27 protein-coding genes are annotated in these 25,741 nt (G+C 38.6%); 19 read left to right on the forward strand and 8 right to left on the reverse strand.

Going from position 1 to position 25,741, the window contains the following annotated elements:
- The first annotated feature begins 79 nt into the window (after window positions 1-79).
- From BUB03_RS16200 to BUB03_RS16225, 6 genes are all read left to right on the forward strand, one after another.
- Window positions 80-694 (forward strand): NAD(P)H-dependent oxidoreductase, encoded by a 615-nt coding sequence (locus tag BUB03_RS16200; RefSeq protein ID WP_040996601.1) that lies wholly within the window; start codon window positions 80-82, stop codon window positions 692-694.
- Window positions 694-1,578: an NAD-dependent epimerase/dehydratase family protein gene (locus BUB03_RS16205; RefSeq protein WP_040996603.1), complete on the forward strand. Its 885-nt coding sequence runs from the start codon at window positions 694-696 to the stop codon at window positions 1,576-1,578. Before BUB03_RS16200 ends, BUB03_RS16205 begins: the two co-directional genes overlap by 1 nt.
- Window position 1,579: 1 nt before the next feature.
- Window positions 1,580-1,867: a putative quinol monooxygenase gene (locus BUB03_RS16210; protein ID WP_073065071.1), complete on the forward strand. Its 288-nt coding sequence runs from the start codon at window positions 1,580-1,582 to the stop codon at window positions 1,865-1,867.
- Between the two features lie 79 nt (window positions 1,868-1,946).
- Window positions 1,947-2,621, forward strand: coding sequence for a type 1 glutamine amidotransferase domain-containing protein (locus BUB03_RS16215; RefSeq protein WP_073065340.1), 675 nt, complete (start codon window positions 1,947-1,949; stop codon window positions 2,619-2,621).
- A gap of 77 nt (window positions 2,622-2,698) precedes the next feature.
- The gene (locus tag BUB03_RS16220; RefSeq protein ID WP_040996607.1) at window positions 2,699-3,682 is read left to right on the forward strand and encodes an aldo/keto reductase; all 984 of its coding nucleotides are present in this window, start codon (window positions 2,699-2,701) and stop codon (window positions 3,680-3,682) included.
- Between the two features lie 211 nt (window positions 3,683-3,893).
- The gene (locus BUB03_RS16225) at window positions 3,894-4,862 is read left to right on the forward strand and encodes a cyclase family protein (protein ID WP_139258891.1); all 969 of its coding nucleotides are present in this window, start codon (window positions 3,894-3,896) and stop codon (window positions 4,860-4,862) included.
- A gap of 69 nt (window positions 4,863-4,931) precedes the next feature.
- Here BUB03_RS16225 and BUB03_RS16230 read toward each other — a convergent pair whose 3' ends face one another.
- The 4 genes from BUB03_RS16230 to BUB03_RS16245 all read right to left on the reverse strand — a co-directional run bounded on the left by BUB03_RS16230 (window position 4,932) and on the right by BUB03_RS16245 (window position 8,744).
- Window positions 4,932-7,019 carry a M4 family metallopeptidase gene (locus BUB03_RS16230; RefSeq protein WP_073065074.1) on the reverse strand — a complete coding sequence of 696 codons (2,088 nt, stop codon included), beginning with the start codon at window positions 7,017-7,019 and terminating at the stop codon, window positions 4,932-4,934.
- Between the two features lie 209 nt (window positions 7,020-7,228).
- Complete coding sequence (locus BUB03_RS16235; RefSeq protein ID WP_040996616.1) at window positions 7,229-7,672, reverse strand: carboxymuconolactone decarboxylase family protein; 444 nt, start codon at window positions 7,670-7,672, stop codon at window positions 7,229-7,231.
- Between the two features lie 7 nt (window positions 7,673-7,679).
- Complete coding sequence (locus BUB03_RS16240; protein WP_073065077.1) at window positions 7,680-8,108, reverse strand: DoxX family membrane protein; 429 nt, start codon at window positions 8,106-8,108, stop codon at window positions 7,680-7,682.
- A 63-nt stretch (window positions 8,109-8,171) separates the two neighbouring features.
- A complete protein-coding gene (locus tag BUB03_RS16245; protein WP_175547509.1) occupies window positions 8,172-8,744 on the reverse strand; it encodes a Crp/Fnr family transcriptional regulator in 573 nt (190 codons plus the stop codon).
- Window positions 8,745-8,811: 67 nt separating this feature from the next.
- Between BUB03_RS16245 and BUB03_RS16250 the strand changes: the two genes are divergently transcribed.
- From BUB03_RS16250 to BUB03_RS16265, 4 genes are all read left to right on the forward strand, one after another.
- Window positions 8,812-9,177: a DUF1304 domain-containing protein gene (locus BUB03_RS16250; protein ID WP_040996620.1), complete on the forward strand. Its 366-nt coding sequence runs from the start codon at window positions 8,812-8,814 to the stop codon at window positions 9,175-9,177.
- 540 nt (window positions 9,178-9,717) lie between these two features.
- Window positions 9,718-10,968, forward strand: coding sequence for a quaternary amine ABC transporter ATP-binding protein (locus BUB03_RS16255; RefSeq protein WP_040996622.1), 1,251 nt, complete (start codon window positions 9,718-9,720; stop codon window positions 10,966-10,968).
- Window position 10,969: 1 nt separating this feature from the next.
- Entirely contained in the window at window positions 10,970-11,797 is an 828-nt protein-coding gene (locus tag BUB03_RS16260; RefSeq protein ID WP_073065082.1) for an ABC transporter permease, read from the forward strand.
- A gap of 1 nt (window position 11,798) precedes the next feature.
- Window positions 11,799-12,653, forward strand: a complete 855-nt coding sequence (locus BUB03_RS16265; protein WP_073065085.1) for a glycine betaine ABC transporter substrate-binding protein — start codon at window positions 11,799-11,801, stop codon at window positions 12,651-12,653.
- Window positions 12,654-12,712: 59 nt separating this feature from the next.
- Here the strand turns inward: BUB03_RS16265 and BUB03_RS16270 are convergent, their stop codons facing one another.
- On the reverse strand, window positions 12,713-13,102 hold the full coding sequence (locus BUB03_RS16270; protein ID WP_073065346.1) for a winged helix-turn-helix transcriptional regulator: 390 nt from the start codon (window positions 13,100-13,102) through the stop codon (window positions 12,713-12,715).
- A gap of 92 nt (window positions 13,103-13,194) precedes the next feature.
- Here BUB03_RS16270 and BUB03_RS16275 point away from each other — a divergent pair, with 92 nt between their 5' ends.
- Together BUB03_RS16275 and BUB03_RS16280 are read left to right on the forward strand one after the other, a co-directional pair.
- Window positions 13,195-14,187, forward strand: coding sequence for a quinone oxidoreductase family protein (locus BUB03_RS16275; RefSeq protein WP_073065087.1), 993 nt, complete (start codon window positions 13,195-13,197; stop codon window positions 14,185-14,187).
- Window positions 14,180-14,683 (forward strand): cupin domain-containing protein, encoded by a 504-nt coding sequence (locus BUB03_RS16280; RefSeq protein WP_073065090.1) that lies wholly within the window; start codon window positions 14,180-14,182, stop codon window positions 14,681-14,683. The genes BUB03_RS16275 and BUB03_RS16280 overlap by 8 nt, the downstream gene beginning before the upstream one ends.
- Before the next feature lie 203 nt (window positions 14,684-14,886).
- On the opposite strand, the gene BUB03_RS16285 is transcribed toward BUB03_RS16280, so the two are convergent.
- The gene (locus BUB03_RS16285; RefSeq protein ID WP_073065092.1) at window positions 14,887-15,348 is read right to left on the reverse strand and encodes a thioredoxin family protein; all 462 of its coding nucleotides are present in this window, start codon (window positions 15,346-15,348) and stop codon (window positions 14,887-14,889) included.
- Window positions 15,345-17,414 carry a TonB-dependent receptor plug domain-containing protein gene (locus tag BUB03_RS16290; protein WP_073065095.1) on the reverse strand — a complete coding sequence of 690 codons (2,070 nt, stop codon included), beginning with the start codon at window positions 17,412-17,414 and terminating at the stop codon, window positions 15,345-15,347. Before BUB03_RS16290 ends, BUB03_RS16285 begins: the two co-directional genes overlap by 4 nt.
- Window positions 17,415-17,535: 121 nt before the next feature.
- Here BUB03_RS16290 and BUB03_RS16295 point away from each other — a divergent pair, with 121 nt between their 5' ends.
- The 7 genes from BUB03_RS16295 to BUB03_RS16325 all read left to right on the forward strand — a co-directional run bounded on the left by BUB03_RS16295 (window position 17,536) and on the right by BUB03_RS16325 (window position 25,168).
- Window positions 17,536-18,723 (forward strand): homogentisate 1,2-dioxygenase, encoded by a 1,188-nt coding sequence (locus BUB03_RS16295; RefSeq protein WP_073065098.1) that lies wholly within the window; start codon window positions 17,536-17,538, stop codon window positions 18,721-18,723.
- 28 nt (window positions 18,724-18,751) lie between these two features.
- Window positions 18,752-20,026 carry an acetyl-CoA hydrolase/transferase family protein gene (locus BUB03_RS16300; RefSeq protein ID WP_073065101.1) on the forward strand — a complete coding sequence of 425 codons (1,275 nt, stop codon included), beginning with the start codon at window positions 18,752-18,754 and terminating at the stop codon, window positions 20,024-20,026.
- A gap of 138 nt (window positions 20,027-20,164) precedes the next feature.
- Entirely contained in the window at window positions 20,165-20,950 is a 786-nt protein-coding gene (locus BUB03_RS16305; RefSeq protein WP_073065104.1) for a hypothetical protein, read from the forward strand.
- 243 nt (window positions 20,951-21,193) lie between these two features.
- Entirely contained in the window at window positions 21,194-22,324 is a 1,131-nt protein-coding gene (hppD, locus tag BUB03_RS16310; RefSeq protein WP_073065107.1) for a 4-hydroxyphenylpyruvate dioxygenase, read from the forward strand.
- Window positions 22,325-22,396: 72 nt separating this feature from the next.
- Window positions 22,397-22,855: a hypothetical protein gene (locus BUB03_RS16315; RefSeq protein ID WP_040996645.1), complete on the forward strand. Its 459-nt coding sequence runs from the start codon at window positions 22,397-22,399 to the stop codon at window positions 22,853-22,855.
- Window positions 22,856-22,927: 72 nt separating this feature from the next.
- On the forward strand, window positions 22,928-24,175 hold the full coding sequence (fahA, locus tag BUB03_RS16320) for a fumarylacetoacetase (RefSeq protein WP_073065110.1): 1,248 nt from the start codon (window positions 22,928-22,930) through the stop codon (window positions 24,173-24,175).
- Between the two features lie 168 nt (window positions 24,176-24,343).
- Window positions 24,344-25,168, forward strand: a complete 825-nt coding sequence (locus BUB03_RS16325) for a flavin reductase family protein (RefSeq protein ID WP_073065112.1) — start codon at window positions 24,344-24,346, stop codon at window positions 25,166-25,168.
- A 61-nt stretch (window positions 25,169-25,229) separates the two neighbouring features.
- On the opposite strand, the gene BUB03_RS16330 is transcribed toward BUB03_RS16325, so the two are convergent.
- Entirely contained in the window at window positions 25,230-25,712 is a 483-nt protein-coding gene (locus BUB03_RS16330; protein WP_073065115.1) for a hypothetical protein, read from the reverse strand.
- Window positions 25,713-25,741 lie beyond the last annotated feature (29 nt).

The raw sequence follows: 25,741 nt of genomic DNA on the forward strand, positions 1-25,741 counted from the left end.
AGTTACTTATAATTCATACTATTTTTATTATACAAAACCTGAATGTAACTTTGCATCATAAAATTTAAACAATCATAAAATGAAAAAAGTATTGATCATTAACGCAGGACAAAATTTTGGACATTCCGGAGGAAAATATAATGACACGATTGCAGAAAATACACTTGCAGTACTTAATAAATTTGAAAATATAGAAGTAAAGACCACTCAAATTGCAGACGGCTTCGATAAGGATGAAGAAGTAAAGAAGTTTGTATGGGCAGATTTTATCATCTACCACACTCCCATCTGGTGGTTTCAGCTTCCTAACGGATTCAAGAAATATATTGATGAAGTTTTTACAGCCGGTCATGCCAAAGGAATTTACATGAGTGACGGAAGAAAAGCTGAAAACCCTGAAATCAACTATGGAACCGGAGGAATGCTGGGTGGAAGAAAATATATGGTAACCACAAGCTGGAATGCCCCTGAAACAGCCTTTACGCTTCCCGGAGAATTCTTCAATGAGACCAGTGTAGATAATGGACCGTTATTTGGATTCCATAGAATGAATGCTTTTGTTTCTTTGGAAAAAATGGAAAGCTTTCACTTCCACGACGTAGAGAAAAATGCCAATATAGAACGTGATATGAAACTCTACAGAGACCACCTTGAACAGGTTTTTGAAAAAGAACTTAAACCGCAATTAGCCTGATGAAAAATATACTGATTACTGGAATCACCGGTTATATCGGGGGTTCCGTAGCCAAGAAGCTTACAGAACGTAACTACAATGTTACAGGGCTGGTTCGTAATGCAGAAGCAGCAGAGAAGTTAAAGGAACTAGGAATTGAATCCATTGTAGGCAATATCCATGACGAATCTGTTTTGAATGCTGCTATTTCCAACGCTGATGCCATAATCCATACCGCAGATTCTGCAGATGATGCTTATGCTGCAGACAGTTTCATCAATGCGCTGGAAGGAACCGGTAAAACATTTATTTTCACTTCCGGTTCAGCTATTTTCGGAGGTAAAGAGAACGGAGAAAAAAATGATTTTGTGTACACAGAAGACATTCCCCTGAATCCGAGGCTTGAAATGGCATCAAGAGTGCTGATCAACCAGTATGTTCTTCAATCTGCCAGGAAAAATATAAGAAGCATTGTCATTGTACCTACAATGGTTTATGGTGAAGGTCTGGGTTTAAAAAAAGACAGTATCCAGCTTCCGGCCCTGATTAATTTCTCCAAAGGAAAAGGGTATGGAGCTTACTTTGGAAAAGGCGAAAATATCTGGTCAAATCTCCATATCGAGGACCTTGCCGATCTTTATGTACTTGCATTGGAAAAAGCAAAACCAGGTTCTCTTTATTATGCAGAAAACGGTTCTTCTACCATCAGAAATCTGGCAGAAAATATAAGCAGACAATACAATTTACAGCCGGCACAGTCTGTGAGCGTACAGGAGGCAGTCAATACATTTGGTCCTGCGGGAGGATATTTTGGATTTGCCTCAAACAGTTTGTGTAATTCGGATAAGGCCAAAACAGAACTTGGCTGGAATCCTCAATATCAATCCATCGAAAATTTTATTTAATATGAAAATTTATCTTACAGCAGTTATAAAAGCCAAAGAAGAATATCAGACGGAAGTACTGGAAACCCTTCAGAATATGGTGCAGGAAACAAGAAAAGAAGAAGCTTGCGAACTTTACAGTCTTCATCAGGGAATTGAGGATAAAAACCAGTTCGTTTTCTATGAGATCTGGAAAAGTGAAGAAGGGCTGGCCCAGCATAACCAGCAGCCTTACATTCAGGCTTTCGGAGCTATTGTTGACGAAAAACTACAGGAAAAACCGCAAATTTATACCACCCATATTCTTTAATATGAGAAAACTAACATTTTTATTTTTAGCCTTACTTACTGTGGGGTTTATACAGGCACAACACCAAAAATCTAAACTTATGAAAAAGAAAATTTTGTTTGTCGTAACAAGTCATGACAAAAAAGGAAGCACCGGCGAAGACACCGGATACTATCTTGGCGAAGTTTCCCATCCGTGGGAAGTTCTTCACAAAGCAGGATATGAAATTGATTTTGTAAGTCCGAAAGGCGGAACTCCTCCGGTAGACGGATTCGATTTAAAAGATCCTGTGAATAAAGAATTCTGGGAAAATACAGAATACAAAAACAAGATCGATCATTCTTTACAGCCTTCTCAGATAAATCCGGACAATTACAGTGCAATTTTCTACGCAGGAGGCCACGGCGCTATGTGGGATTTCGCAGATAATACAGAACTGGCGGGTATTGCTTCAAAAATTTATGAGAAAGGCGGCATTGTATCAGCAGTATGTCACGGTCCGGCCGGTCTTGTGAATATTAAACTGAACAATGGAAAATATCTTGTAGATGGCAAAAAAATCAATGCCTTTACCAACGAAGAAGAAGCTGAGGTAAAGCTTACCAATGTAGTTCCTTTCCTTCTGGAGGAAAAGCTAAAAGAAAGAGGGGCAAAATTTGAAAAATCAGGACTTTGGCAGAACCATGTGGTAACAGACCAAAGAGTGATTACCGGACAAAATCCTCAGTCTGCCAAAAGCGTAGGGGAAGCTATTTTAAAAGAACTTAGCAAATAATCAACTCATTAACCACAAAAGAGTAAAGCTTTTGCCTTTTGTGGTTACATTTTAAATATAATTTTACTCAAAACAAAATGGAATACAGAAAATTAGGAAATACAGAACTGGAACTGTCTGCTATTACTCACGGAGCATTTGCCATCGGAGGAAATATGTGGGGCGGAAATGAAAAACAGGATTCCATCAATTCAATTCATGCCTCTCTGGATCATGGCGTAACTTCTATTGATACGGCTCCTTTCTATGGATTCGGGCTCAGCGAAGAAATGATCGGAGAAGCTATTAAAGGAAAAGACCGTACAAAAATCCAGCTGCTGACCAAATTCGGACTGGTATGGGACGGAAGCAACAACGGAAAAGGAGAATTTTTCTTTGATGCCGAGGATGAAGGGAAAACCCTTCCGGTTTATAAATATGCTTCAAAAGCTAATGTAATTAAAGAAGTAGAAGAAAGCTTAAAAAGACTGGGAACAGATTACATCGATCTTTTACAGCTTCACTGGCCGGACAGCACCACCCCGATCTCCGAAACAATGGAAGCTATGGAACTTCTTATCCAGCAGGGAAAAATTCTTGCAGCAGGAGTCAGCAATTATACCGTTTCACAAATGCAGGAAGCTAACAGAACCCTTCATCTGGCGAGCAACCAGGTTTCTTACAGCATGCTGAACAGAGCTATTGAAGGCGATCTGGTTCCCTACTCTTTAGAAAATAATTCGGGAATTATTGTGTACAGCCCGATGGAAAGAGGTCTTTTGACCGGAAAATATTTCAAAGAAGATAAATTAAAGGATAACGACCACAGAAATGGCTATTTTTCGCAATTTGATTTAAATAAAGTGAAAACTTTCCTGGAAAAAATAGAACCTGTTGCAAAGGAAAAAAATGCCTCTCTTTCACAGCTGGTATTACGTTGGACAACCATGCAGCCAGCAATTACCGTTGTACTGGCAGGAGCCAGAAATGCCCAGCAGGCTATCGAAAATGCCCAGGCTATGGCTATTGAACTTTCTCAGGATGAACTGAATTTCATCAATACAGCATTGAGCGAGATATAATATAAAGGCTGGAAGAGGGAGATATGAAGATGAAAAGTCTTTTAGTGTATTGATAATCAACACACTTCTGTTTTACTATTCTGAATGTAAAAGAGATTCATCCTTCGTCGGAAAATCAAATCAATACAATTCCATCCGTTATCTGATCCGATTTCAATAACTCCACTTCCTCTTCCAGCTTCCTTTCTTTTAACTCATAAATCTTTAAAAAATGAAAAAGAACCTGATCAAAATATTTGGGTTAGTAACCCTATTGACTATCAGCAGCATTACATTAAAGGCTCAAACACTCGTCAATCCGGAAGACCAGTCATGGTATCCTTCTGCTTACGGTGCACAAGATGAGATCGGCGCAGCTAATCTGTTAACTCCTGAAGTCGTAAAACAAGCTTTAGGACTGGTAAAACAAGGTAAAACGCTGGCACTTGCTGTCCCTATTGATAAAAATCTTCCGGCTTTCAGACACAGAAGTTTCAACTTATACAATATCCAGCCCGGAGAACAGGGAGGAAAAAGTATAGGTCCCAATAAATTTACCTTCAATGATGAGCTTGTGAACGGATGGACCGGAGTGGGAACCCAGCTCAACGGCATCGGCCACATCGGAATTGATAATATATACTACAATGGAAACAAAGCGACCGACTTTGTAACTGTGGAAGGAGTAAAAAAACTGGGAGTTGAAAAAGTACCGCCTTTCGTTACCCGCGGTGTCGTTCTCGATATGACGGCTCATTATGGAAAATCAATTGTACCCGGAGGAACAGAGTTTACTGTTGAAGACATCAAATCCGTTTTAAAGAAACAGAAATTAACTTTGAGAAAAGGCGATATTGTCCTGTTCAATACCGGATGGCTGGAATTGATAGGTAAAGAAAACAAGAAATTCCTGGAAACCGAACCGGGAATTGGTATGGAAGCCGCACAATGGCTTGCTGAGCAGGGAATTGTTGCCTTTGGAGGAGATACCTGGGCATCTGAAGTTTATCCCAATCCAAAGTCTAAGGAAGAATTTCCTATTAACCAGTTTATGCTGGCCAAGAAAGGAATTTACAACCTTGAACTGATTGACAGCCGCCTATTGGTGAAAGATAAGATCTGGGAATTTCTGTTTGTTCTGGGACAGCCATTGTATGTAGGATCTACACAGGTGAACATCAATCCTGTAGCCATCTATTAGAATCTGATTCATCAAAATAAAATAGCCTTCGAAATTCGAAGGCTATTTTTATAATATTTTAAATATTAATTATTTAATAACTATTTTCTTGGAAACAGTATTCCCTTCAGCATTTATTTTTACAAGGTACACTCCTGACTGTATTCCGCTGCCATTCACCTTATTGATTCCTTTTTCAAGCTTCTCTGCCGGCTTGATCAGCTTGCCTGAAAGATCATAAATTTCATAATCTGCAGCACCTTTAATATTGGATTCAATAGTAAATTGTCCGCTGGTAGCCGGATTAGGATAAATTTTAATATTCTGAAGTTCAGATTTAGCAATTTCATTAACAGCGAGCAATTTTGCACAATTACCAATTCCTACAGCACACCATGCATTTTCTACCTGCTGCAGTTCGTTGGAGTTTGCTCCATAAAGATCAATAGCAGCCTGCTTGGATTGATCATAAGCGTTAATATAACCGCTGTTCGCCGTAAGGTAAGTAGTCAAAGTCCTGAATGCGATTTTTTCCGCTTTCTGGATGGTAAGTCCTGTCACATTGAATGCAGTCCCGTTATCATTAGTCCCTGAACCACCCTGGGAAAGCAGATAAAACCAATAATTTCCTACTCCACTGTTTTTGTGCACGCCTCCGTGATCATTGTTCTGGTTATATGGAGGTGCAGTACTTGCCCAGTTAGTCCCCTGATAAGTATCAGGCTGCTGCCCGCCAATCTGGTTGGAACCGGCATTAGGATTGGCCATATTTCTGAAATAATTAGCTCCTAAACCAGGATTAGGAATTCCCTCTGCAATAGTCCAGTTTGGATTTACATTGGAATAGAATTCTATAGCTGTACCGAACATATCCGCGAAAGATTCATTCAGGGCTCCGGATTCGGCCTGATAGGCAAGGTTAGCTGTTCTGCTCACCATTAAATGTGAATATTCGTGTCCTGCCACATCTATTCCCACAATAGGCCCAAAATATCCTGCCTGCCCCTGATACAAGCCACTGCCATACACCATGGCTACGATTCCCTGCTGGTCAATTGCTGCCGCATTAGTCCCGTCAATTGGCGTTTGGCCTGCACCGGTGGTTGTATTTCTGTTAAAATTAATATTATAATAGTTTCTTATGATAGATCCGCTTCCGTCATAAGAGTTCCGGTTATGTCTGTTTACATAATAATCATGTGCTTTTTCCATTGCCCAATGCACTTCTACAGCGGGTTTAGTTGCCGCTGCCGTGTAGTTGGCCGTACTGCTGGAATATTCATTAATTGTACCTGTTAAACCTGAAGCAGCACTTCCGTTACCATCCCAGCCTGTTCCGTCAAGGGTATGTACGTTTCTTGCATTATCCTTCAGACGGAAAGCTCCGTTGTAAGAATCCACAGTAATTTGCTGATTTCCTTTATAGTAGGTAGCACTCGTGGAAGAAGTATCCAGAAAAGGGCTTACCACAGATGTAATTCCTGCTGAAGGCTTAACGGTTGAAATATTATTAATAACAGGAGTTATATTATGATGATGAATTTTTTCTAATTTCTTTACAATCTGCTTTGTCCCGTTATCGATATAGTACATGTATCCCTGTAACGTTTTCAGAGAAAGGGCATCTATCTGGGAAACCGAGTGCAGCTCTACTCCTTTACCGGCATATACTTTTGTTATTACCTGCTCAAAATCTGCAAAAGTTATATCCGGTGTTCTCAGATCAGCATTGACAATACTTTCAACCTGTGCCTGGGTAAGAGGCTGCTGAACAGTCAGTTTGATATCCGGAGTTAATTCCCCGTTTACATAAGTTACTTTACCATCCTTTTCGTGTACAAGGATTAATTCATCTGCAACTTTCACATTTTTAAAATAATGCTGAAAAACAGTATGCTTAAAACCCAACTCATCCGTTTTGGCACTAACCAGCTCAAAAGTATGGTTATCATCCGTTCCAAGCCATTTTTTAAAATTCGTCGTGAGAAAATCCGTCGGAATATTCTGTCCGTTAAAACTGGCATAAAAATTCCCCATTGCAGAAGAGGTGGAAATTTTTGGCAGATTCCTGATAGAAAGCTCGGTCTCTCTGTCCTGTGCGTGAATTAAAACAAGAGGAGCAGATCCCAAAGATAATGTGATGGCTAAAGTTTTAATAATTGTAGTTGTTCTTTTCATATTTTTTTATTGATTTAGCAGTTAGTAGTAAAATGTCAAAAATGTTACAAATAGCATCACAATTAATGATAAAAAAAATAGAAATCACATTATTTTTAACAAAAAACAGGAATAAAATTTTTAAACATAACAATCGTCAAACACCGATCACAACAATAAAATAGCCTTTCAAAAACTGAAAGGCTATTCTGATAATTTTTTTACAGAAACTATTTTGGAATGTCCATGTGAGTACTTACAGCAATTCTGTTCCATGCATTAATGGTCACAATAGCCATGATGATCTGTGCAATGGCTGCTTCATCAAAATACTGTTTTGCTTTCTGGAATGTTTCTTCTGTAAGGCCTTTATCGCTGATCAGGGTAATTTCCTCTGTCATCGCCAAAAGAACCTGTTCTTCTTCTGTGAAAAAATCTTTCGCTTCTCTCCAGCCGTTAAGGATGAAAATTCTTTGTGTTGTTTCACCATATTTAAGGGCATCTTTTGTGTGCATATCAAGGCAGAAAGCACATTTGTTGATCTGTGAAGCCCTGATCTTAATAAGCTCCTTCTGGATGTGGTTGAGTGAAATGGTCTGAAGATATCCTTCCAGTCCAAGCATAGCTTTGTAAGCCGCTGAATCTACGCTGGCAATATTTAATCTTGCGCTCATACTATTATTATTTATGGGTTAAATGATCTATACTAAAAAAATATTTCGGCTGAACCGCCAGTAAAAATGCTCCGGCACTTCCCACCCAGACGGAATAGTCAAGCGATGCCTTAATTCCCAATGCCATGGTCATGGATAATGCAAATACCAGTAATAAGAAACCTGCTCCATAAGCTGCAATCCTGGTTTTCCAACCCACGAGAAGCATTAAAGGAAAAATTATTTCAAAAAAAGTAGCTGCATAAGCCGAAACAATACTTAAAGTTTCCGGAAGAAAAAAGGTGAGTTTTTTTGTATATGCCTCAAAATTTGACCAGTTTCCCCAGGCTGAACCGGCACCCCAGAAACCGAACCTGTCCGCTACAGCAGAAAGCATGGTTACAGCAAGGGCAAGTCTTAAAAACAGCCGTGGAAACTTGATATTTTTGTCTGTCATGATACTGGTTTTTAATCACATGACAAATCTCCGACTTATAATCGGTAAAAATCTTAAACTGGTTTAAGAACGTAATTTAGCTCTGATTTCGCTCAGGTATTCCGGCGTGAGGTTTAAAAAAGAAGCTATTAAATACTGGGGAATTCGCTGAATAAACCAGGGATACATCGTACTGAAATGGACATATAATTCTTCTCTGGACATTTCATACAAATAACGGATCCGCCTTTCGGAAGCTGCATAAGCTCTTTGATAGATCATTCTGAAGTAGCGTTCCATAACGGGATGTTTTTTCAGCAGAAGCTCCTGCTGCTGATTGTCTATCATAAGAATGGTAGAACGTTCCACCGCCTGGATACAAAAATCTGATTTGATCTGTCTTTCAAAAGCGAAAGTATCCGTGATCCACCAGTTTTCTATGGCAAATTCAGTGGTCTGCTCCGCTCCTTTTTCATTAATAAAAAACTTTCTGAGACAGCCCACAGATACAAAATACATTGATTTACAGATTTCACCATGAAGCATCAGGTTCTGCTTTTTTTTCACTTCCACTTCCTTAAAAAAAGAAAATATGGAAGCAAATTCCTCGTCTGTAATCTTGATAAATTTATTTAAATGTACTTTGAAACTATCCATATTTGCCATTAAGTAACCAAACTTAACTTTATTTTTTTAGTTTTACAATGTCAAAAACATTAAAATAATGGAACTTGTTGCAAAAATTCTGATCGCAGTCGTTGCAATCGAACATCTTTATATCCTTTGGATGGAGATGTTCGCCTGGGAAACTAAAGGGAAAGAAGTGTTCAAAGCTGCATTACCCGCAGAAATGTTTAAACCTACAAAAGGACTGGCTGCCAATCAGGGGCTTTACAATGGTTTCTTAGCTGCCGGACTTATCTGGTCTTTTTTAATTAAAGATCCACAATGGCAGACGAATGTTGCGCTGTTCTTTTTGGGATGTGTTGCTGTAGCCGGAATTTATGGAGCAATTTCTGCTACCAAAAAAATATTCTTCGTTCAGGCTTTGCCTGCCATCCTTGCAATTATTGCTGTTTTATTGAAATAGCCTTATAAGCTAAATTATAGGAGAACTTCCTAAAATAATCTGAGCGTCCATATTCTCTTAACTTTAATGATAAGAGAAAAAAAACCATGCAATTACCACCTTAAAAAATACTGAAAATCAATACTTTACACCTGTAAAAATCCATTTAATATAAAATTCGTAAATTTGCACCGTCATAAAAACTGATATATAGTTTTTTGATGCTGGCAAGCATTTTGATCAAATGTAGCCATTCAAGTTGTTCAGTACACATATCTGTAATTACCTCATCAGTAATTTAATTGTAGAATCTATGTAAAAGACAAGCTTCTTTTACATGATACACTCTTTTTCTAGAGTATAATCTATTGAAATATTTAAAATAAACATAAGGCCACAGCAGGTCTTTATGCTGTTATTTTTTTGTTTAAAGCTTTTATCATTAAAGGCTTCGCAAATTATTTTATCCTATTGCCAACAGCAGGACAACTAAAACTAAATGCATATAATGAATTGGTGTACAATTCTTTATATCAAATTATTAATTGAAAAATTCTGAATATGGAAAAAAATGAAAACACTAGAAAAGTAAAACTTAAAGTGGAAGACCTGACCATCATCTTTGGTAAAAACAAAGAAAAAGCGCAGGAACTTCTGGACAAAGGTTTTTCCAAAAAGGAAATTCTTGAAAAAACAGGCTGTACCATAGGAATCAACAAAGCCAGTTTTGAAATTTATGAAGGAGAATTTTTTGTCATTATGGGACTGTCGGGAAGTGGAAAATCTACCCTGCTGCGCTGTCTAAACAGACTGAATGAGCCCACTTCCGGAAAAGTATACATCAATGACGATGATATTACCGGCAAAAACAACAAAGAACTACTGGAAGTAAGAAGAACGGAAATGAGTATGGTATTCCAGAAATTCGGGTTGCTGCCCCATCATACGGTTTTAGACAATGCCGGTTTCGGGCTGGAAATAAGAGGAGAAGATAAAGCTTCCCGTGATAAAAAAGCACAGAAAGCGCTGGACATTGTAGGATTAAACGGTTTCGAAAATCAATATCCTTCCCAGCTTTCAGGGGGAATGCAGCAGAGAGTAGGATTGGCAAGAGCTTTGGCAAACGATCCCGAAGTTTTACTGATGGATGAAGCCTTCTCCGCACTCGATCCTTTGATAAAATCTGAAATGCAGGACCAGATGCTTGAACTGCAGAATACATTGCAAAAAACCATAGTCTTCATTACCCACGACCTGGATGAAGCCATCAAAATTGGAGACCGTATCGTCATCATGAAAGATGGAGTTATAGAGCAGATAGGAACAGCCGAAGATATTTTAACCAATCCTGCAAGTGATTATGTAAAAGCGTTCGTAGAAAAAGTGGACCGTAAAACCATTATCACCGCAAGATCTCTCATGTTTGATAAAGCGACAGTGGTACGTTTCAGAAAAGACGGACCTGAAGGAGCTTTAAGAAAAATGAGGACTACCGGTCTGGAAAACCTGCCTGTTGTAGATTTTCAGAATAAATTCTTAGGCTTTGTGACGCTAAACGATGTTGTCCGCATTGCCAAAAAGAAAGAACCTACAGTAGAGTCCATTATCAATAGTAATGTGCCTTCGGTTTATCCGGAAGTAACTGTAGAAGAAATGTTACCATTAATTTCCGGAAGCAAATCAGCCATAGCTGTTATCGATGAAGACAATAAATTTTTAGGTCTTGTCACCCAATTATCACTCATCATAGAAGCTACCAAATTTAACGAAGAAGAGATTATAGAATTAAAAGAAATTGCAAACAACCAATAAGATGAATAAAACTATAGATATAGGCCAATATGTAGAAACTGCAATCAATTGGCTCACAGAAAACGGAAAGCCTGTATTTGATGTCATAAAACATCTGGGAAACTCCTCCATTATGGGGATTGAATGGGTTTTAACAAACACTCCTTTTTATGTAATCATTCTCTTTTTTACCCTCCTGGCATTATGGAAAGCAGGAAAAGGTATTGCTGTGGTGACCGCAGCGGGATTAAGCCTGATATTTTTAATGGGACTCTGGAAAGAAACCATGGAAACGCTGGCGCTTATTTTTGTTTCCACCATTACGGCTCTTATTCTTTCTATTCCGCTGGGAATTTTAGCGGCTAAAAGCACAATAGCAGAAAAAATCATCCGTCCTTTACTGGATCTGATGCAGACTATGCCCGCATTTGTCTACCTCATTCCGGCTGTACTGTTTTTCAGCATCGGTAAAGTACCCGGCGCTTTTGCAACGATTATCTTCGCGATGCCGCCTGCTGTTCGGTTAACAACATTGGGAATTGAAGCCGTTCCGAAAGATATTGTAGAAGCGGCAAGGGCTTTTGGGGCCACCAACCGTCAGATTCTGTTCAAAGTAGAGCTTCCTTTAGCAATGAAAACGATTTTAACAGGGATCAATCAAACTATACTTTTATCATTATCCATGGTCGTTATTGCAGGAATGATTGCGGCAGGCGGTTTGGGAGAGAAAGTACTGGAAGGAATTAATAACCTGGATATCGGATTAGGATTTGAAAGTGGTTTATCCGTCGTGATTTTAGCCATTATCCTGGACCGTATTACGCAGGGATTTGTAAAGAAAAAACAATAAGATGAAGCGATTAAAATATCTTTTTTTCCCGGTTTTAATGCTGATATTAACGGTATTGAACTCATGTGAAAATATAAAAAACTCTAAATACATCACCATAGGAATGGTAGATGGGTGGGCAGAAGATGTTGCAATGACCCATGTTGCTAAAGCTATTCTGGACCAACAAGGCTATCACGTTATTATTCAAAAAGCATCTACGGATATGATTCTGGCTTCGATGAATAATGAAGATACAGATCTGTTCCTGGGAGTCTGGCTTCCTTATACCCACGCTAAAAAGCTGGCCAAATTTCCTGGACTTACTCATCTTGGAACCAATTATGATAACGGCCGTATTGGATTGGTTGTGCCGGAATACGTTACCATTAATTCCATTGAGGAGCTCAATCAGCATAAGGAACAATTCAACCACAGAATTATAGGAATTGAAAAGGGGGCCGGGTTAACCACCGGAACTGATAAAGCAATTATTGATTATAATCTTGATTACACACAGATCAACTCCTCAACTATTGCCATGATCACCGAATTACAAAATGCCATCCAGCGTAAAGAATGGATTGTGGTAACCGGATGGCAGCCTCACTGGATGTTTGGTAAAATGAAGCTTAAATTTCTTGATGATCCCAAAAAGATATTTGGTGAAGCGGAGCAGATTAAAACCTATTCCAGAAAAAGTTTTGCGAAAGATCATCCGGAGCTTGCAAAATTCTTTTCTAAACTCCATTTTGATGATGAAAACATGTCTGACCTTTTAATGAAAATGGAACAGAGTAAAAACAAAGAAGCTACTGCCCAACAATGGGTGGAAGATCACTCTGAACTGGTACAGTCGTGGTTAGAAAAAAATTAAAAACAAAATTTCGTATTATTTAAAATCCTCAACTCTACATGGGTATGAGGATTTTTTATCTATAGATCAGAAGAACTCATTGATTCCTTGATTTTCTCCCTATGAATAATCCCCCAGTTCACGAGCGTTTCAGTGACCGGTAAAACTGATTTTCCGTATTCTGTAACCGCATACACTACTGTAATGGGTTTTGTATCCTGGATTGTTCTGGTAATAAGAAGATTCATTTCCAGCTCTTTCAGTTCTTTGCTGAGCATTTTGGCAGAAATTCCATCAATGCCCCGCTGTAATTTTTTAAAATGAATCTGCTGGTCCGGTCTGTTCGTCAGGTAGCGCAAAATCATCAGTTTCCATTTTCCGCCCAAAACATCCAGGCTGTCGCGCATGGCAAACAGTTCTTCTGTGCAGCTTGCTTCCCTTTCTATGCCGTTTTCAATAATTTTTGCCATAATGGTTTCATTAAGGTAACTAGTTACCAATAGTTAACTGGTAGCAAATATAAACTATTCTCACTTTACATTTGTGTATCAAATTTACTGATATGAAAGTTATTGCATTAAATAAAAATTTCCAGCTTGAAAATGCCGTGTTCGAAAAACCAGTTCCAAAAGATCATGAAGTTTTAATTCAGATCAAGGCAAGCGGTTTCAACCCAATTGATTACCAAATGATTGAGAATGAGCTTGAACGAAAGCTGGTCAGTTCACCTGTTTTAGGCCGTGAGCTGTCCGGGATTGTGGTGGAGAAAGGGGTCAGCGCCCATCAGTTCAATATCGGAGATGAAGTATTCTGTGGAAGCGGTTCGATGGGAAGCAACGGTACTTATGCCGAATATATTGCCGTTCCGGAAGCTATCGTTGCATTGAAACCCAAAGGAATTTCTTTTGAACAGGCAGCAGCCATTCCTTCCGCAGGGCTTACTGCGCTACAAACCTTCAACCGTTTGAAATTAAACACTGACGATACAATTTTAGTAACCGGTGCAACGGGAGGAGTCGGTTCTTTTGTGGTTAAATATTTAACGGCAAATCATTTCCGAAATGTTGTGGCAACTGTCGGAAGTGAAGAAAACAGGCAGATTTTATTGAAAATTGGTTTACAAAATCATCAAATCATTAATTATAAAGAAGAAAATCTTGTTGACAATCTATTAAAAGCCAATAACAATAAACCTTTCGATTTTGGAATAGACCTTGTCGGGAATTATATGTCTGAGGTCACTGCAGATGTTTTAAAAATCAATGGAACCTACGCCGATGTTACCGCCCTTATCACAAAAGATGCTCATGAAACCCTTTTCAATAAAGGAACTGTAATTATGAATATTTCCAATTATTCTTATACCATGAGCAAGGATTATCAATATTATAAAGGAAATCTGGAGAAAATCTCTAAGCTTATCGAGACCGGAATTATCAGTCCGCCTCAATACAGAACAGTCGGGAATCTTTCCCTGGAAACTATTTTAAAAGCCCATTCCATTCTTAAAAATAACCAGACCCAAGGTCACAAACTCATCATGAAACATGAATAAAATACCCAGACGCATTGTCACAGGAATCAAAAACGGGAAATCTGTTATTATTGAAGACAAGCAGGCAGAAAACGTAGCGGAACATCTTCCTGGGCTTATTATCTCAGACATCTGGAACACGCAAAAAATGCCGGCAGTACTGAATGTTGAAACGAAAATTCCTAATACAGGATTTCCACAAACACCAAAAAACGGGACTTATTTCCGTTATGTTGTCATCCCTCCCGATAAAGATCTCGGGATGGAATTTAAAGCCGGAGAACCTCATCCCATGATGCATCAGACGCAGACCTTAGATTACATCATCATTCTTTCCGGTGAGCTTTACCTAATTATGGAAGAAGGTGAAACTTTACTTCAACCGGGAGATATTGTCATTCAGAGAGGAACCAATCATGCCTGGAGCAACCGGTCGGAGGAACCATGTATTCAGCTCGCGGTACTTATTGATGCTAATCAAGGATCAAGAATCAAGATTAAAAGATTGAGAGATTGAGAGATTGAAAAAAAAATTACCCCACTAAGAAGTATCAGGCAATTAAAGAAATCTGATCAATCTGCAAAATCTGCGAGAAAAATTATCCATCATTGCAAACCTTTAGGTGAAACAATCTAACAGCTCAAACAAGAGGAATTCTATTGAGATTGCTTCGTCGCTTCGCTCCTCGCAATGACATCAGAATACCATAAACTAAAAAATTACAAAGCAGAAATTTCCAGAAGTTTCTGCTTCATATTTTCCGGTATCCAGAGACCTTCATGATAATATACTAACTTCTGATCCTTATCCAGAACAATCCACAAGGGATAAACAGGGTGATCCTTATTTTTAGACAAAGCCAATGCCAGCTCATGAATTCCTGAATTTCCATTCGGAATATACCCAAACTCTTTTCCCTGAAATTTTATTGTTTCTTTCGTTTTTTCAGCCTCAAAATTGATCAGATAAAAATTTGCATTGATGAGATCTGTAATTTCCCTGTCATTATTCAAAGCAATTTTTTCCATTTTACAAACCGAGCACCAGTATGTATACAAATGGATGATAACCGGTTTAGGATCTTTTTCCATTAAAGTTTCGAGATCAGAAAAAGTGCCTGTCTTCATCTGCGAGAGACAAAAACAGGGCACCAACATTAAAAATAAAATAATCCTTTTCATTTTAGAGTATATTTTACTCCCAGAAAACCCCGGATACTCTGCATAGGGGCATATCCGTAAGCCGTATCAAAGGTATAATGGTTAGGATTATTGACAGGATCATCCACATACTTGTCAAACGGATCGAAAGGCCTCATTAAAGGATCTTTCGGTGTAAAATTGAACAGGTTTTTAATTCCGCAATACACTTCAAAACCGGATTTGAAGCTTTTGGAAACCTGAATATTGGCCAAAGAATAAAAAGGTGAATATTCAGGACGGTAGTCGTTGGGAAGTACCGGAAGCCTCATAGGACCGTAGAACTGCCCTGTGAAATCAATACTAAAATCATTCGGGAACTTATAAGAAAGATTATAGGTTCCGCTCCACTTCGGGGCGTGTAATTGCTGCGATTTTTTATCATCTCCGTCAAATTTCTGGTAAACATCCAGATAGGTCACCCCCAGGCCGACACTTAAAGGAAAGCTGAAGCTGAAATCCACATTCAGTGAAGCGCCTCTTGAAATTCCGTACCCATGGAGATTATCATAGATAATTTTATCCGGATCGGTATCAAAGTCGCCAACAATTTTATTGCTGAAATAGGTATAAAATGCAGAAGCATCGAATTGCAGCATGCGGGTTCCCACGGGAATTTTCCAGATATAGTTCAGGTTTCCGTTGACCGATCTTTCAGGTTTCAGATCAGACTTAATCAGTACTTCACGGGAACCTGTAAGTGCCGCATGATCTTCCGTAAAGAGGTTCACTACACGGAAACCGGTCCCAAAATTGAACCGCAAAGTATGATAAGGATTGGGAGAATACTTCCATGCCAGCCTTGGCGAATGTACTTCATGATGGATCTTATCGTAATCAAACCTGTACCCTAGCAATAGCGTATTTTTTTCGTTAATTTCCCACTGATCCTGTACAAAAGCTCCCCAGATCGGTGATTTCATCGGGGCATTGGTGATTCCGTCCGAAGATAAAGTTCCGGGCGTATTATCATCATAAAACGTTCTTTTGAATGTAATTCCTCCGGTAAGATCGTGGTTTCCTACTTTTTTACTCCAATAGGTCTGTACAAATGTCACTTTTTGCAGGGCATCGTAAGGATTGCTGCCGTAGAAAGAATTCTGGTCATGGTAATTGTAAGAAAACTGGGTTACGATATATTCTTTTAAGGGCCACTGGTAAAGCCCAAACACTTCTGCCCTGTTTGTATAAATGCTTTCACCATACACATCACTGCTTCCCCGGTAAGATTTATTCCATTGCATTTCACCGCCGAAACGGTCTTCATATAAATACCTCAGGGCTATACTTGCCTGGCGGTTTTCTTTTCTTCTAAAATTCCATTTATTAAAGATTGAAATCCTGCTTTGCAAAGCTGCATCCGTGAAATTATCATTATTCTGGTCTATTTTCTCTTTAAAGCTGAAATAATTTAAGCTTAATAAAGAAGCTGCACTCTTTCCAATATTAAATTTTGTTGAAATATCAAGATTATTTTCACTCCATGTACTTGTCATCAGGTCGACACTCAATTTAGGGGCCGTCAGTGCATTCTTGGTAATAATATTGATCACCCCGCCCATGGCTTCGGAACCATAGATAGAGGAAGCCGGGCCCTTTACCACTTCAATTCTGTCCACAAGACTGTTGGGAATTCCGCTTAAACCGTATACTGTGGAAAGAGAGCTTACAATAGGCATTCCGTCAATCAAAATCATTGTATAAGGTCCTTCCAGGCCGTTGATATGGATATCCCCCGTATTACATACTGAGCAATTCAGCTGTGGCTTTACTCCATTCACCATTGCTATGGCTTCAAAAATGCTTGGAGTAGGATTTTTCTGGAAAAATTTTTGACTGTAAACCTCTACAGCTACGGGACTTTTTGATCTGCTGAAAGGCTTTATGGTTCCGGTAATAACAACATCTTCAATAGTACTCGTTTTCACTTTTGTTTTCAAAACTGTTGCAGAATCGGCATTTAAAGTTGGCTGTAAATTCAGGCTGTCTGTCTTCTGGGAAAAACAAAAAGAGGATAAAAGAGTAATAGAAAATAATATTCGCTTCATGAAATTAAAATTGTTAGACAAATCTAACAATTATTTTTGAATTACAAAACACCATGATAAATGTTGTTGGAATCAATTCACGAAAAATGATTAAATTTGAGAAACTACATATAAAAGTAAAATGAGATATCATCAAGCGGGAAATATCCCACAAAAAAGACATACGATTTTCAAATCGCCGGAAGATAAATTTTACTATGAACAGCTTTTCGGAACGGAAGGCTTTCACGGGATTTCCTCATTATTATACCATATACACAGACCTACACAGATCAAATCCATTGGAGTTGCAAAAGACGTAACACCAAAGATCGCAGTAGAAAAAAATGTTGCCCCAAGAATGTTTAAAGGAATGAATGTAAAGCCTGAAGACGATTTTATGGACAGCAGAAAGATCCTTCTGATGAACAACGACCTGAAAATGGGATTGTCGAAGCCGAGAAAGTCCATGGACTATTTCTATAAAAATGCAGAATGTGACGAACTTTTATATGTTCACCAGGGAACAGGAATCCTGAAAACCTTTGTTGGTGACCTGGAATTTGTTACCGGTGATTACCTTATTATTCCCAGAGGAACCATCTACCAGGTGGAACTGAAATCGGATGATACCGTATTTTTTGTACTGGAAAGCCACTCTCCTATTTATACACCGAAACGTTACAGAAATGAATTCGGACAGCTTTTGGAACATTCACCTTTCTGCGAAAGAGACATCATAGCTCCGGTTTTTAAAGAGCCTAAAGATGAAAAAGGCGAGTTTTTAATTAAAGTAAAAAAACAAAACCAGATCACAGATTTCATTTATGCAACACACCCTTTTGATGTGGTAGGATGGGACGGATATTTTTACCCTTATAAATTCAATATAAAAAACTTTGAGCCTATTACCGGAAGAATTCACCAGCCGCCTCCGGTACACCAGAACTTTGAAGGCCATAATTTCGTAGTCTGTTCGTTCTGCGCCAGAATGTATGATTACCATCCTTTAGCTATTCCTGCACCTTATAATCACTCAAACATTGATTCCGATGAGGTTTTATTCTATACAGAGGGCGACTTTATGAGCCGTAACCACATCGACCTGATGGATTTCACACTGCATCCGGGAGGAATCGTACACGGACCTCATCCGGGAGCTATGGAACGTAGTATCGGTAAAAAGTTCACGGAAGAATATGCCGTAATGGTTGATCCTTTCCGTCCATTGAAAATTACAGAAGAAGCTTTGAAAGTAGAAGATCCTTCATACAAAACTTCATGGCTGGAAGAATCGGACAAAACTATGGAAGACCGTTCCCAGGAATAAAAAAAAATCACCCATAAAAAATTTCATTATGTACAATTATATTAGTGCAGAAGAAGCGATATATACTGTAAAAAGCGGAAACCGTGTATTTTTCCACGGAAGCGCATGTACCCCGAATTATTTAATTGATGAATTGGCGAGACAATCTCACCGTCTGCAAAATATAGAAATGGTTTCCATTACCCAGCAGGGAAACGTTGAAATTGCTAAACCGGAATACAAGGACAGTTTCTTTGTCAATTCCTTATTCGTATCAACACCAGTGAGGGACGCGGTGAATTCGGACAGAGGCGACTTTGTTCCTGTGTTTTTAAGTGAAATCCCTATTCTGTTCAGAAAAAACATCCTTCCGCTTGATGTGGCTCTGGTAACCGTTTCTCCACCGGACAAACATGGCTTCTGTACTTTGGGAACTTCCGTAGATGTAGCAAGAGCGGCTGTTGATACCGCTAAAACTATTGTTGCCATCGTTAATCCTTTAATGCCGAGAACGCACGGAGACGGGATGATTCACATCAGCAGGATTCATAAGCTGGTATGGCACGAAGAAGAACTTCCTACCGTGGATTACGGTTCAAAAGTAGGTCCTGAAGAAATGCTAGTAGGGAAAAATGTAGCAGAACTTATTGAGGACAGATCGACATTACAGATGGGTATCGGGACTATTCCGGATGCTGTTCTGAAATGTTTAACCAATCATAAAGATCTTGGCGTTCATACGGAAATGCTGAGTGACGGTGTTATAGACCTGATCCAGAATGATGTGATCAACAACAAATACAAAGGTTACAACGATAATAAAACCATCACAAGCTTCTGCTTTGGAACCAGAAAGCTTTACGATTATGTGGACGACAATACTGTTTTTGCATTCAAAGATGTAAGTGATGTGAACTTCCCCATCAATATCATGAGGAATAAAAAAATGGTGGCCATTAATTCTGCCATTGAAATAGACCTTACCGGACAGGTATGTGCGGACTCCATCGGGACATTGCAGTACAGCGGAATCGGAGGCCAGATGGACTTTATGAGAGGTGCAGCATTGAGCGAGGACGGAAAACCGATTATTGCCATCACCTCAAGGACCAAAAAAGGAGTCTCTAGGATCGTTCCTTTTCTTAAACAGGGGGCCGGTGTGGTAACAACAAGAGGGCATATCCATTACGTAGTGACAGAATACGGCACAGCTTATTTATATGGTAAAAATCTCCGCCAAAGGGCTCAGGAGCTTATCAGTATCGCACATCCCGATGACAGGGAAATGCTGGAAAGGGCTGCTTATGAACGATTTAAACACTAAGAAAATCACAGCTTTATTCTGTTTGAATGTTTTTAAAAAAAATTATGATTGCATATTAATAACTCAACAAAACTGGTCTTAGAAATAATTTAACATTTTGGCAGTGTTTTTGATAAACTCATTCAAAACCAAAGGAAATTGAAAACTATATATAATTCGATAAGAGAAGAAGTTGGAAAGCATGAAAAAGTAAGAAATTCAGTTTTGGGGAATGTGGATGAATGGAAAAGAAGCCATTATATTATTCTTTCTGAAATTATAAAAGATGAATTATCTGAAGCTGAAGAACTAAAAGGGGGAAAAAAATTTGAAATAGGAAATACAATATCACATGTGACCCTGCAGCGTTTTTTTGAAAACGACTACCAGGACAAAACGCATAATGATCTCAGATTTCTGAAAACACTGGATAAAATCTGCATTTTTCTGGGCTATAAAGACCTCAACGACTATATACAGTCCATGAAGTTGAAAAGGCCGGAAAAGGAACCGGTAGAAGGTGACCTTGAATTTCTCACCAAAATGGTATACGATTATTGTGCTACAGCATTTGAATTTTACAAAAAATTCCCGGAACATAATACCGAAGTTTTTAAAGATCTGGTATTTGACGGTTCTCCGTTTCTGGAAAGAGCTTCCGGGTTCAGCAAAGAATTATGTGAAAGAGACTTTCATCTGGTGACTAAAAACAACCGTTCCAACTACGAGGTTTTTGATATTCATCTGGTTACCGATGAGCCAGAAAAAAAAATACTGGAAACCCAGGAATTCTGGAACCTTCTGTTCAAAGTAGGCGAAACCGGAGAGGAACATTTTGTGAATCAGCTAAATACCCAGATTTATTTTATCCGTAAAATAGATAATACATGGAAAATATGGGATAATTATAATCCCGATGCAGGCAGATTAAACAGAAAAGCCTGAATAAAAAAATAGAGAAAGCCGTAGAAATTTCTACGGCTTTCTTCTTTTCGAAAATATTTTTTTTTCACTTATTGGTGTATCAAAGATAAATATCCGATTTTATTATAAAGAAACTTAAATATACTTAAATGAACTCTTCTTTAACATTATGTTAACTATATTTAAGGAATCTACTTCAATACTTTCGCTATTTCTAAGATTTTTGTAATTTGCATTCATTAAAATAAAAGTAAAAATAGAAATATGTCAACACTTACATTTGCCGAAAAAATTGCTCAAGCTGAGAATTTTTTACCTATCAACGGTACAGATTACATTGAGTTTTATGTAGGAAATGCTAAACAGGCTGCCCATTATTACAAAACCGCTTTCGGTTTTCAGTCTGTAGCGTATGCTGGTCCTGAAACAGGAGTAAGAGACCGCGCTTCTTATGTTCTTCAGCAGGGGAAAATAAGACTGGTATTAACAACAGGGCTTAAATCCGACTCACTTATCAGCGAGCACGTAAAAAAACATGGTGATGGAGTGAAAGTTTTGGCACTTTGGGTAGACGACGCTTACAAAGCTTTTGAAGAAACTACCAAAAGAGGTGGAAAACCATATCTGGAGCCAGTAACTTTAACAGATGACAACGGTGAGGTAAGAATGTCCGGAATTTATACTTACGGAGAAACGATCCACATGTTTGTTGAAAGAAAAAACTATAAAGGAGCTTTCATGCCCGGATATGAAAAATGGGAAAGCGATTACAACCCTGAAGAAGCAGGCTTATTATACGTAGACCATTGTGTAGGAAACGTAGACTGGAACAGAATGCTCCCTACCGTAGAATGGTACGAAAAAGTAATGGGATTTGTGAACATCCTTTCTTTTGATGACAAGCAGATCAATACGGAATATTCTGCATTGATGTCTAAAGTGATGTCCAACGGAAACGGATACGCGAAATTCCCGATCAATGAGCCGGCAGAAGGTAAGAAGAAGTCCCAGGTAGAAGAATATCTTGATTTCTATGAAGGGGAAGGCGTACAGCACATTGCAGTAGCGACAAAAGATATCATCCATACAGTAACCGAATTAAAAAAACGCGGAGTAGAGTTTCTTTCTGCTCCACCAGAGGCTTACTACGATATGGTTCCAGAAAGAGTTGGACATATTGATGAAGATCTTAAAAAATTACAGGACTTAGGCATCCTTATTGATCATGATGAAGAAGGCTACCTGCTTCAGATATTTACGAAGCCTGTAGAAGACCGTCCTACTCTATTCTTTGAAATCATTGAAAGACACGGTGCACAGAGTTTTGGTGCCGGAAATTTCAAAGCATTATTCGAAGCATTGGAAAGAGAGCAGGAAAGAAGAGGAAATCTTTAATTTAAATATAGAATTATAAAGTTTTGTCAGGATGAAAAGTCCTGACAAAACTTTTTTTTAAAACACACATTTATGAGAAAATTACTAATCGGGGTTTTATTTTTCGGAACATTAGGGCTTAAAGCTCAGTATGGAACCCTTAATGAAATCCTGAACCGTTTGGAAGAAAGAAAAGGCATTAATCAGCATCTTGAAAAAGTGAATATAGACAATAAAAAATTTGTCTTCATTAAGGATGCAGAGGACCACACGGAAAGAGACTTTATTATTATCAAAGGTAAAGAAGCTACTTATGTAGAAGTTTTTGATGACAAAGCAACCGGAGAAAGCAGTTCAAACATTTTCACGGGGGATATCATCAGGAAAAAAAACATTCTTTCACTTAGAGCAGACAAACTTGAAAATAAAAAAGTTCCGCTGCCTGTTACCAAAACTCTGCTGCTGACAAAGCAGGATGATATCCTGTATCTTATCGATGTCAACACAAAAGACAGATGGATAGATGAAGCCTCTTATTCCAAAAAGAAATAATTCCCGGAAAATCAGGTTAGCAGATCTGGATAGATTTGTTATCTTACCGTTTTAATTTAAATTCCAAAAAATATGAAATCATTTGTAGAATATTCTTCAGATTCAGACTTTTCTATACATAATATTCCTTTCGGGGTAGCCGTTTTTAATAAAGAATATATCGGATGCTGTACAAGGATCGGTGATCAGGTCATTGATCTTGCTACCCTTTACGATCTTGCCTATTTTGAAGATATTGAAGGATTGGCTGATAATGTCTTTGAAGCTTACACCATCAACGAGTTCATTGAACTTGGAAAACCTGTTACCAATGCTGTCCGTACCAGAATTCAGGAGCTTCTTCAGGAAGGTTCTGCCTTGTCAAAAGACGAAAAAACGATTGAGGATGCATTTTACGACCTTGACAAAGTAAAAATGATGATGCCTGTGCACATCCCGAATTATACGGATTTTTACAGCAGCATAGAACATGCAACGAATGTGGGAAAAATGTTCCGCGATCCTGCCAACGCCCTGCTTCCCAACTGGAAACATCTTCCGGTAGGTTATCACGGGAGAGCTTCATCCATCGTAGTTTCAGGAACGGATATTAACCGACCGAAAGGACAGACCAAGCCTGCAGATGTAGAAAAACCGATTTTCGGACCAAGCAAGCAGCTTGATTTTGAACTGGAAATGGCCTTCATTCTTAACAGAAACACGGAAATGGGAGAAAGCATTTCTACAAAAGACGCTGAAGATGCTATTTTCGGAATGGTTGTTTTCAATGACTGGTCTGCAAGAGACATCCAGTCCTGGGAATATGTTCCACTGGGACCTTTTCTGGCTAAAAATTTCGGTTCATCCATTTCTCCATGGGTCGTTACCCTTGAAGCTCTGGAACCGTTCAGAACAGCTTCTCCAAAACAGGATCCTGAAGTTTTAGACTATTTAAAGTTTGAAGGTGACAAAAACTATGATATCAATCTTGAAGTATACCTGAAACCGGAAAATGGCGAAGAAAACCTGATTTCAGAAAGTAATTATAAATACATGTACTGGAATATGACCCAGCAGCTGGCTCACCATACGGTAAACGGGTGTAATGTAGAGGTTGGTGACCTTTATGCAAGCGGAACCATTTCAGGACGCGATCCGAAATCATTCGGGTCTATGCTTGAGCTTACCTGGAGAGGACAAAACCCTTTAAAGCTAAGCAATGGCCAGGAAAGAAAATTCATTGAAGATAACGATACGGTTACCATGAAAGCCTGGGCAGAAAAAGATGGGGTGAGAGTAGGTTTTGGTGAAGTTTCAGGGAAAATTATTCCTTCGATTTAATTCAACTTTAAATAAATAATCCGGATGCTTCGACTCCGCTCAGCATGACATCATTAAATTATTTGCTAATAAAAACAGTTAGTATTAAAAATGTTATGCTGAGCGGAGTTGAAGCATCTTTTACATAATTTGAACACTTAAGTTTAATTGAGTGTTAAAAAACAAAATATGAAAACAGTAATACCCTCCGAATTATCTCCCGTACAGCTCCAGACCATCATGCAGACCGCTGTGTCACCGCGACCGATTGCTTTAGCTTCTACAGTTGATAAAAACGGAACTATCAATTTATCTCCTTTCAGCTTTTTTAATATGTTCAGCACCGTTCCCCCGATTCTGATTTTTTCACCTTCGAGGAGAGTACGGGACAATACCACAAAACATACTTTGGAAAATGTACTGGAAGTTCCTGAAGTAGTAATCGGGACTGTAAATTTTCCGATTGTACAGCAGATTTCTTTAGCTTCCACAGAATATGAAACCGGAGTCAATGAGTTTATTAAGTCCGGTTTGACCATGAAAGAGGCAGATCTGGTACAGCCCAAACTGATTGAAGAATGCCCTGTCAACTTCGAATGTAAAGTTTTAGAGGTAAAATCATTAGGCGATCAGGGAGGTGCAGGAAACCTTGTGATCTGTGAAGTGCAGAAAATCCATATCAGGGAAGAATACCTGAACGAAGAAGGAAATTTGGATCAGCAGAAACTGGATATGGTAGCCCGTCTGGGAAGCAACTGGTATTCCAGAAGCAATGAGAACAGCCTTTTTGAAGTTCCGAAGCCATTGGTAACAAAAGGAATCGGGTTTGATCTTCTGCCGGATGCCATCAAATACAGTAAGGTATTTACAGGAAACGACCTGGGAATGCTTGCCAATGTAGAAGTTCTTCCTTCCGGAGATTTTCATGCAGATGAGAATGTTCATCTGGATGCTCAGAAATTACTTCTGGAAAGCAGAATTGAAGAAGCCTGGGCGCTTTTAACAATACAATAATTCCACAATAGAAAAACCAGCCATCAGGCTGGTTTTTTTCTTTCTACAGATCTGGAACTGCTTACATAGACTTGAGTACATCAGTAATCTTAATTTTTTCTTTCTCAGTAAAATCTGTTATTTTTCCATTTTTGTCAATAGCTACATTTAGATTATCGTTCTTGGAATCATAGAAGATGGACGTTGAATATCCGGGGCAGTCATGTTGCTTACATCCTGTTACCTTATAGATTCCGTTTTCGGATACAATTTGGGATTCTACATTGAAGTTGTTAAAAATTTCATCGTATTGCGCCCCTGTAATTCTCTTAACCCTGTCTGTAAAATCTTTATTTTCAAAAAGTTTGATATCATGAGGGTATTTTCCTATATTGTTCGTAATGATACTACGGGTGGAAGAAGATGCGGAAGAACTCGCTGAGTCTGCTTTTATTGTTACAGAATCTTTAATTGTTGCTGGAGATGGATCAATTTTTGTCTCTTTTTTACAGGAAACTACTGTTAATAACGAAAACGCACAGGCGTTTAAGATCAGTTTTTTCATAATTCATTAATATGTGAAAAACTAACACT

This window comes from Chryseobacterium oranimense, from assembly GCF_900129755.1.
GTDB lineage: Bacteria > Bacteroidota > Bacteroidia > Flavobacteriales > Weeksellaceae > Chryseobacterium > Chryseobacterium oranimense.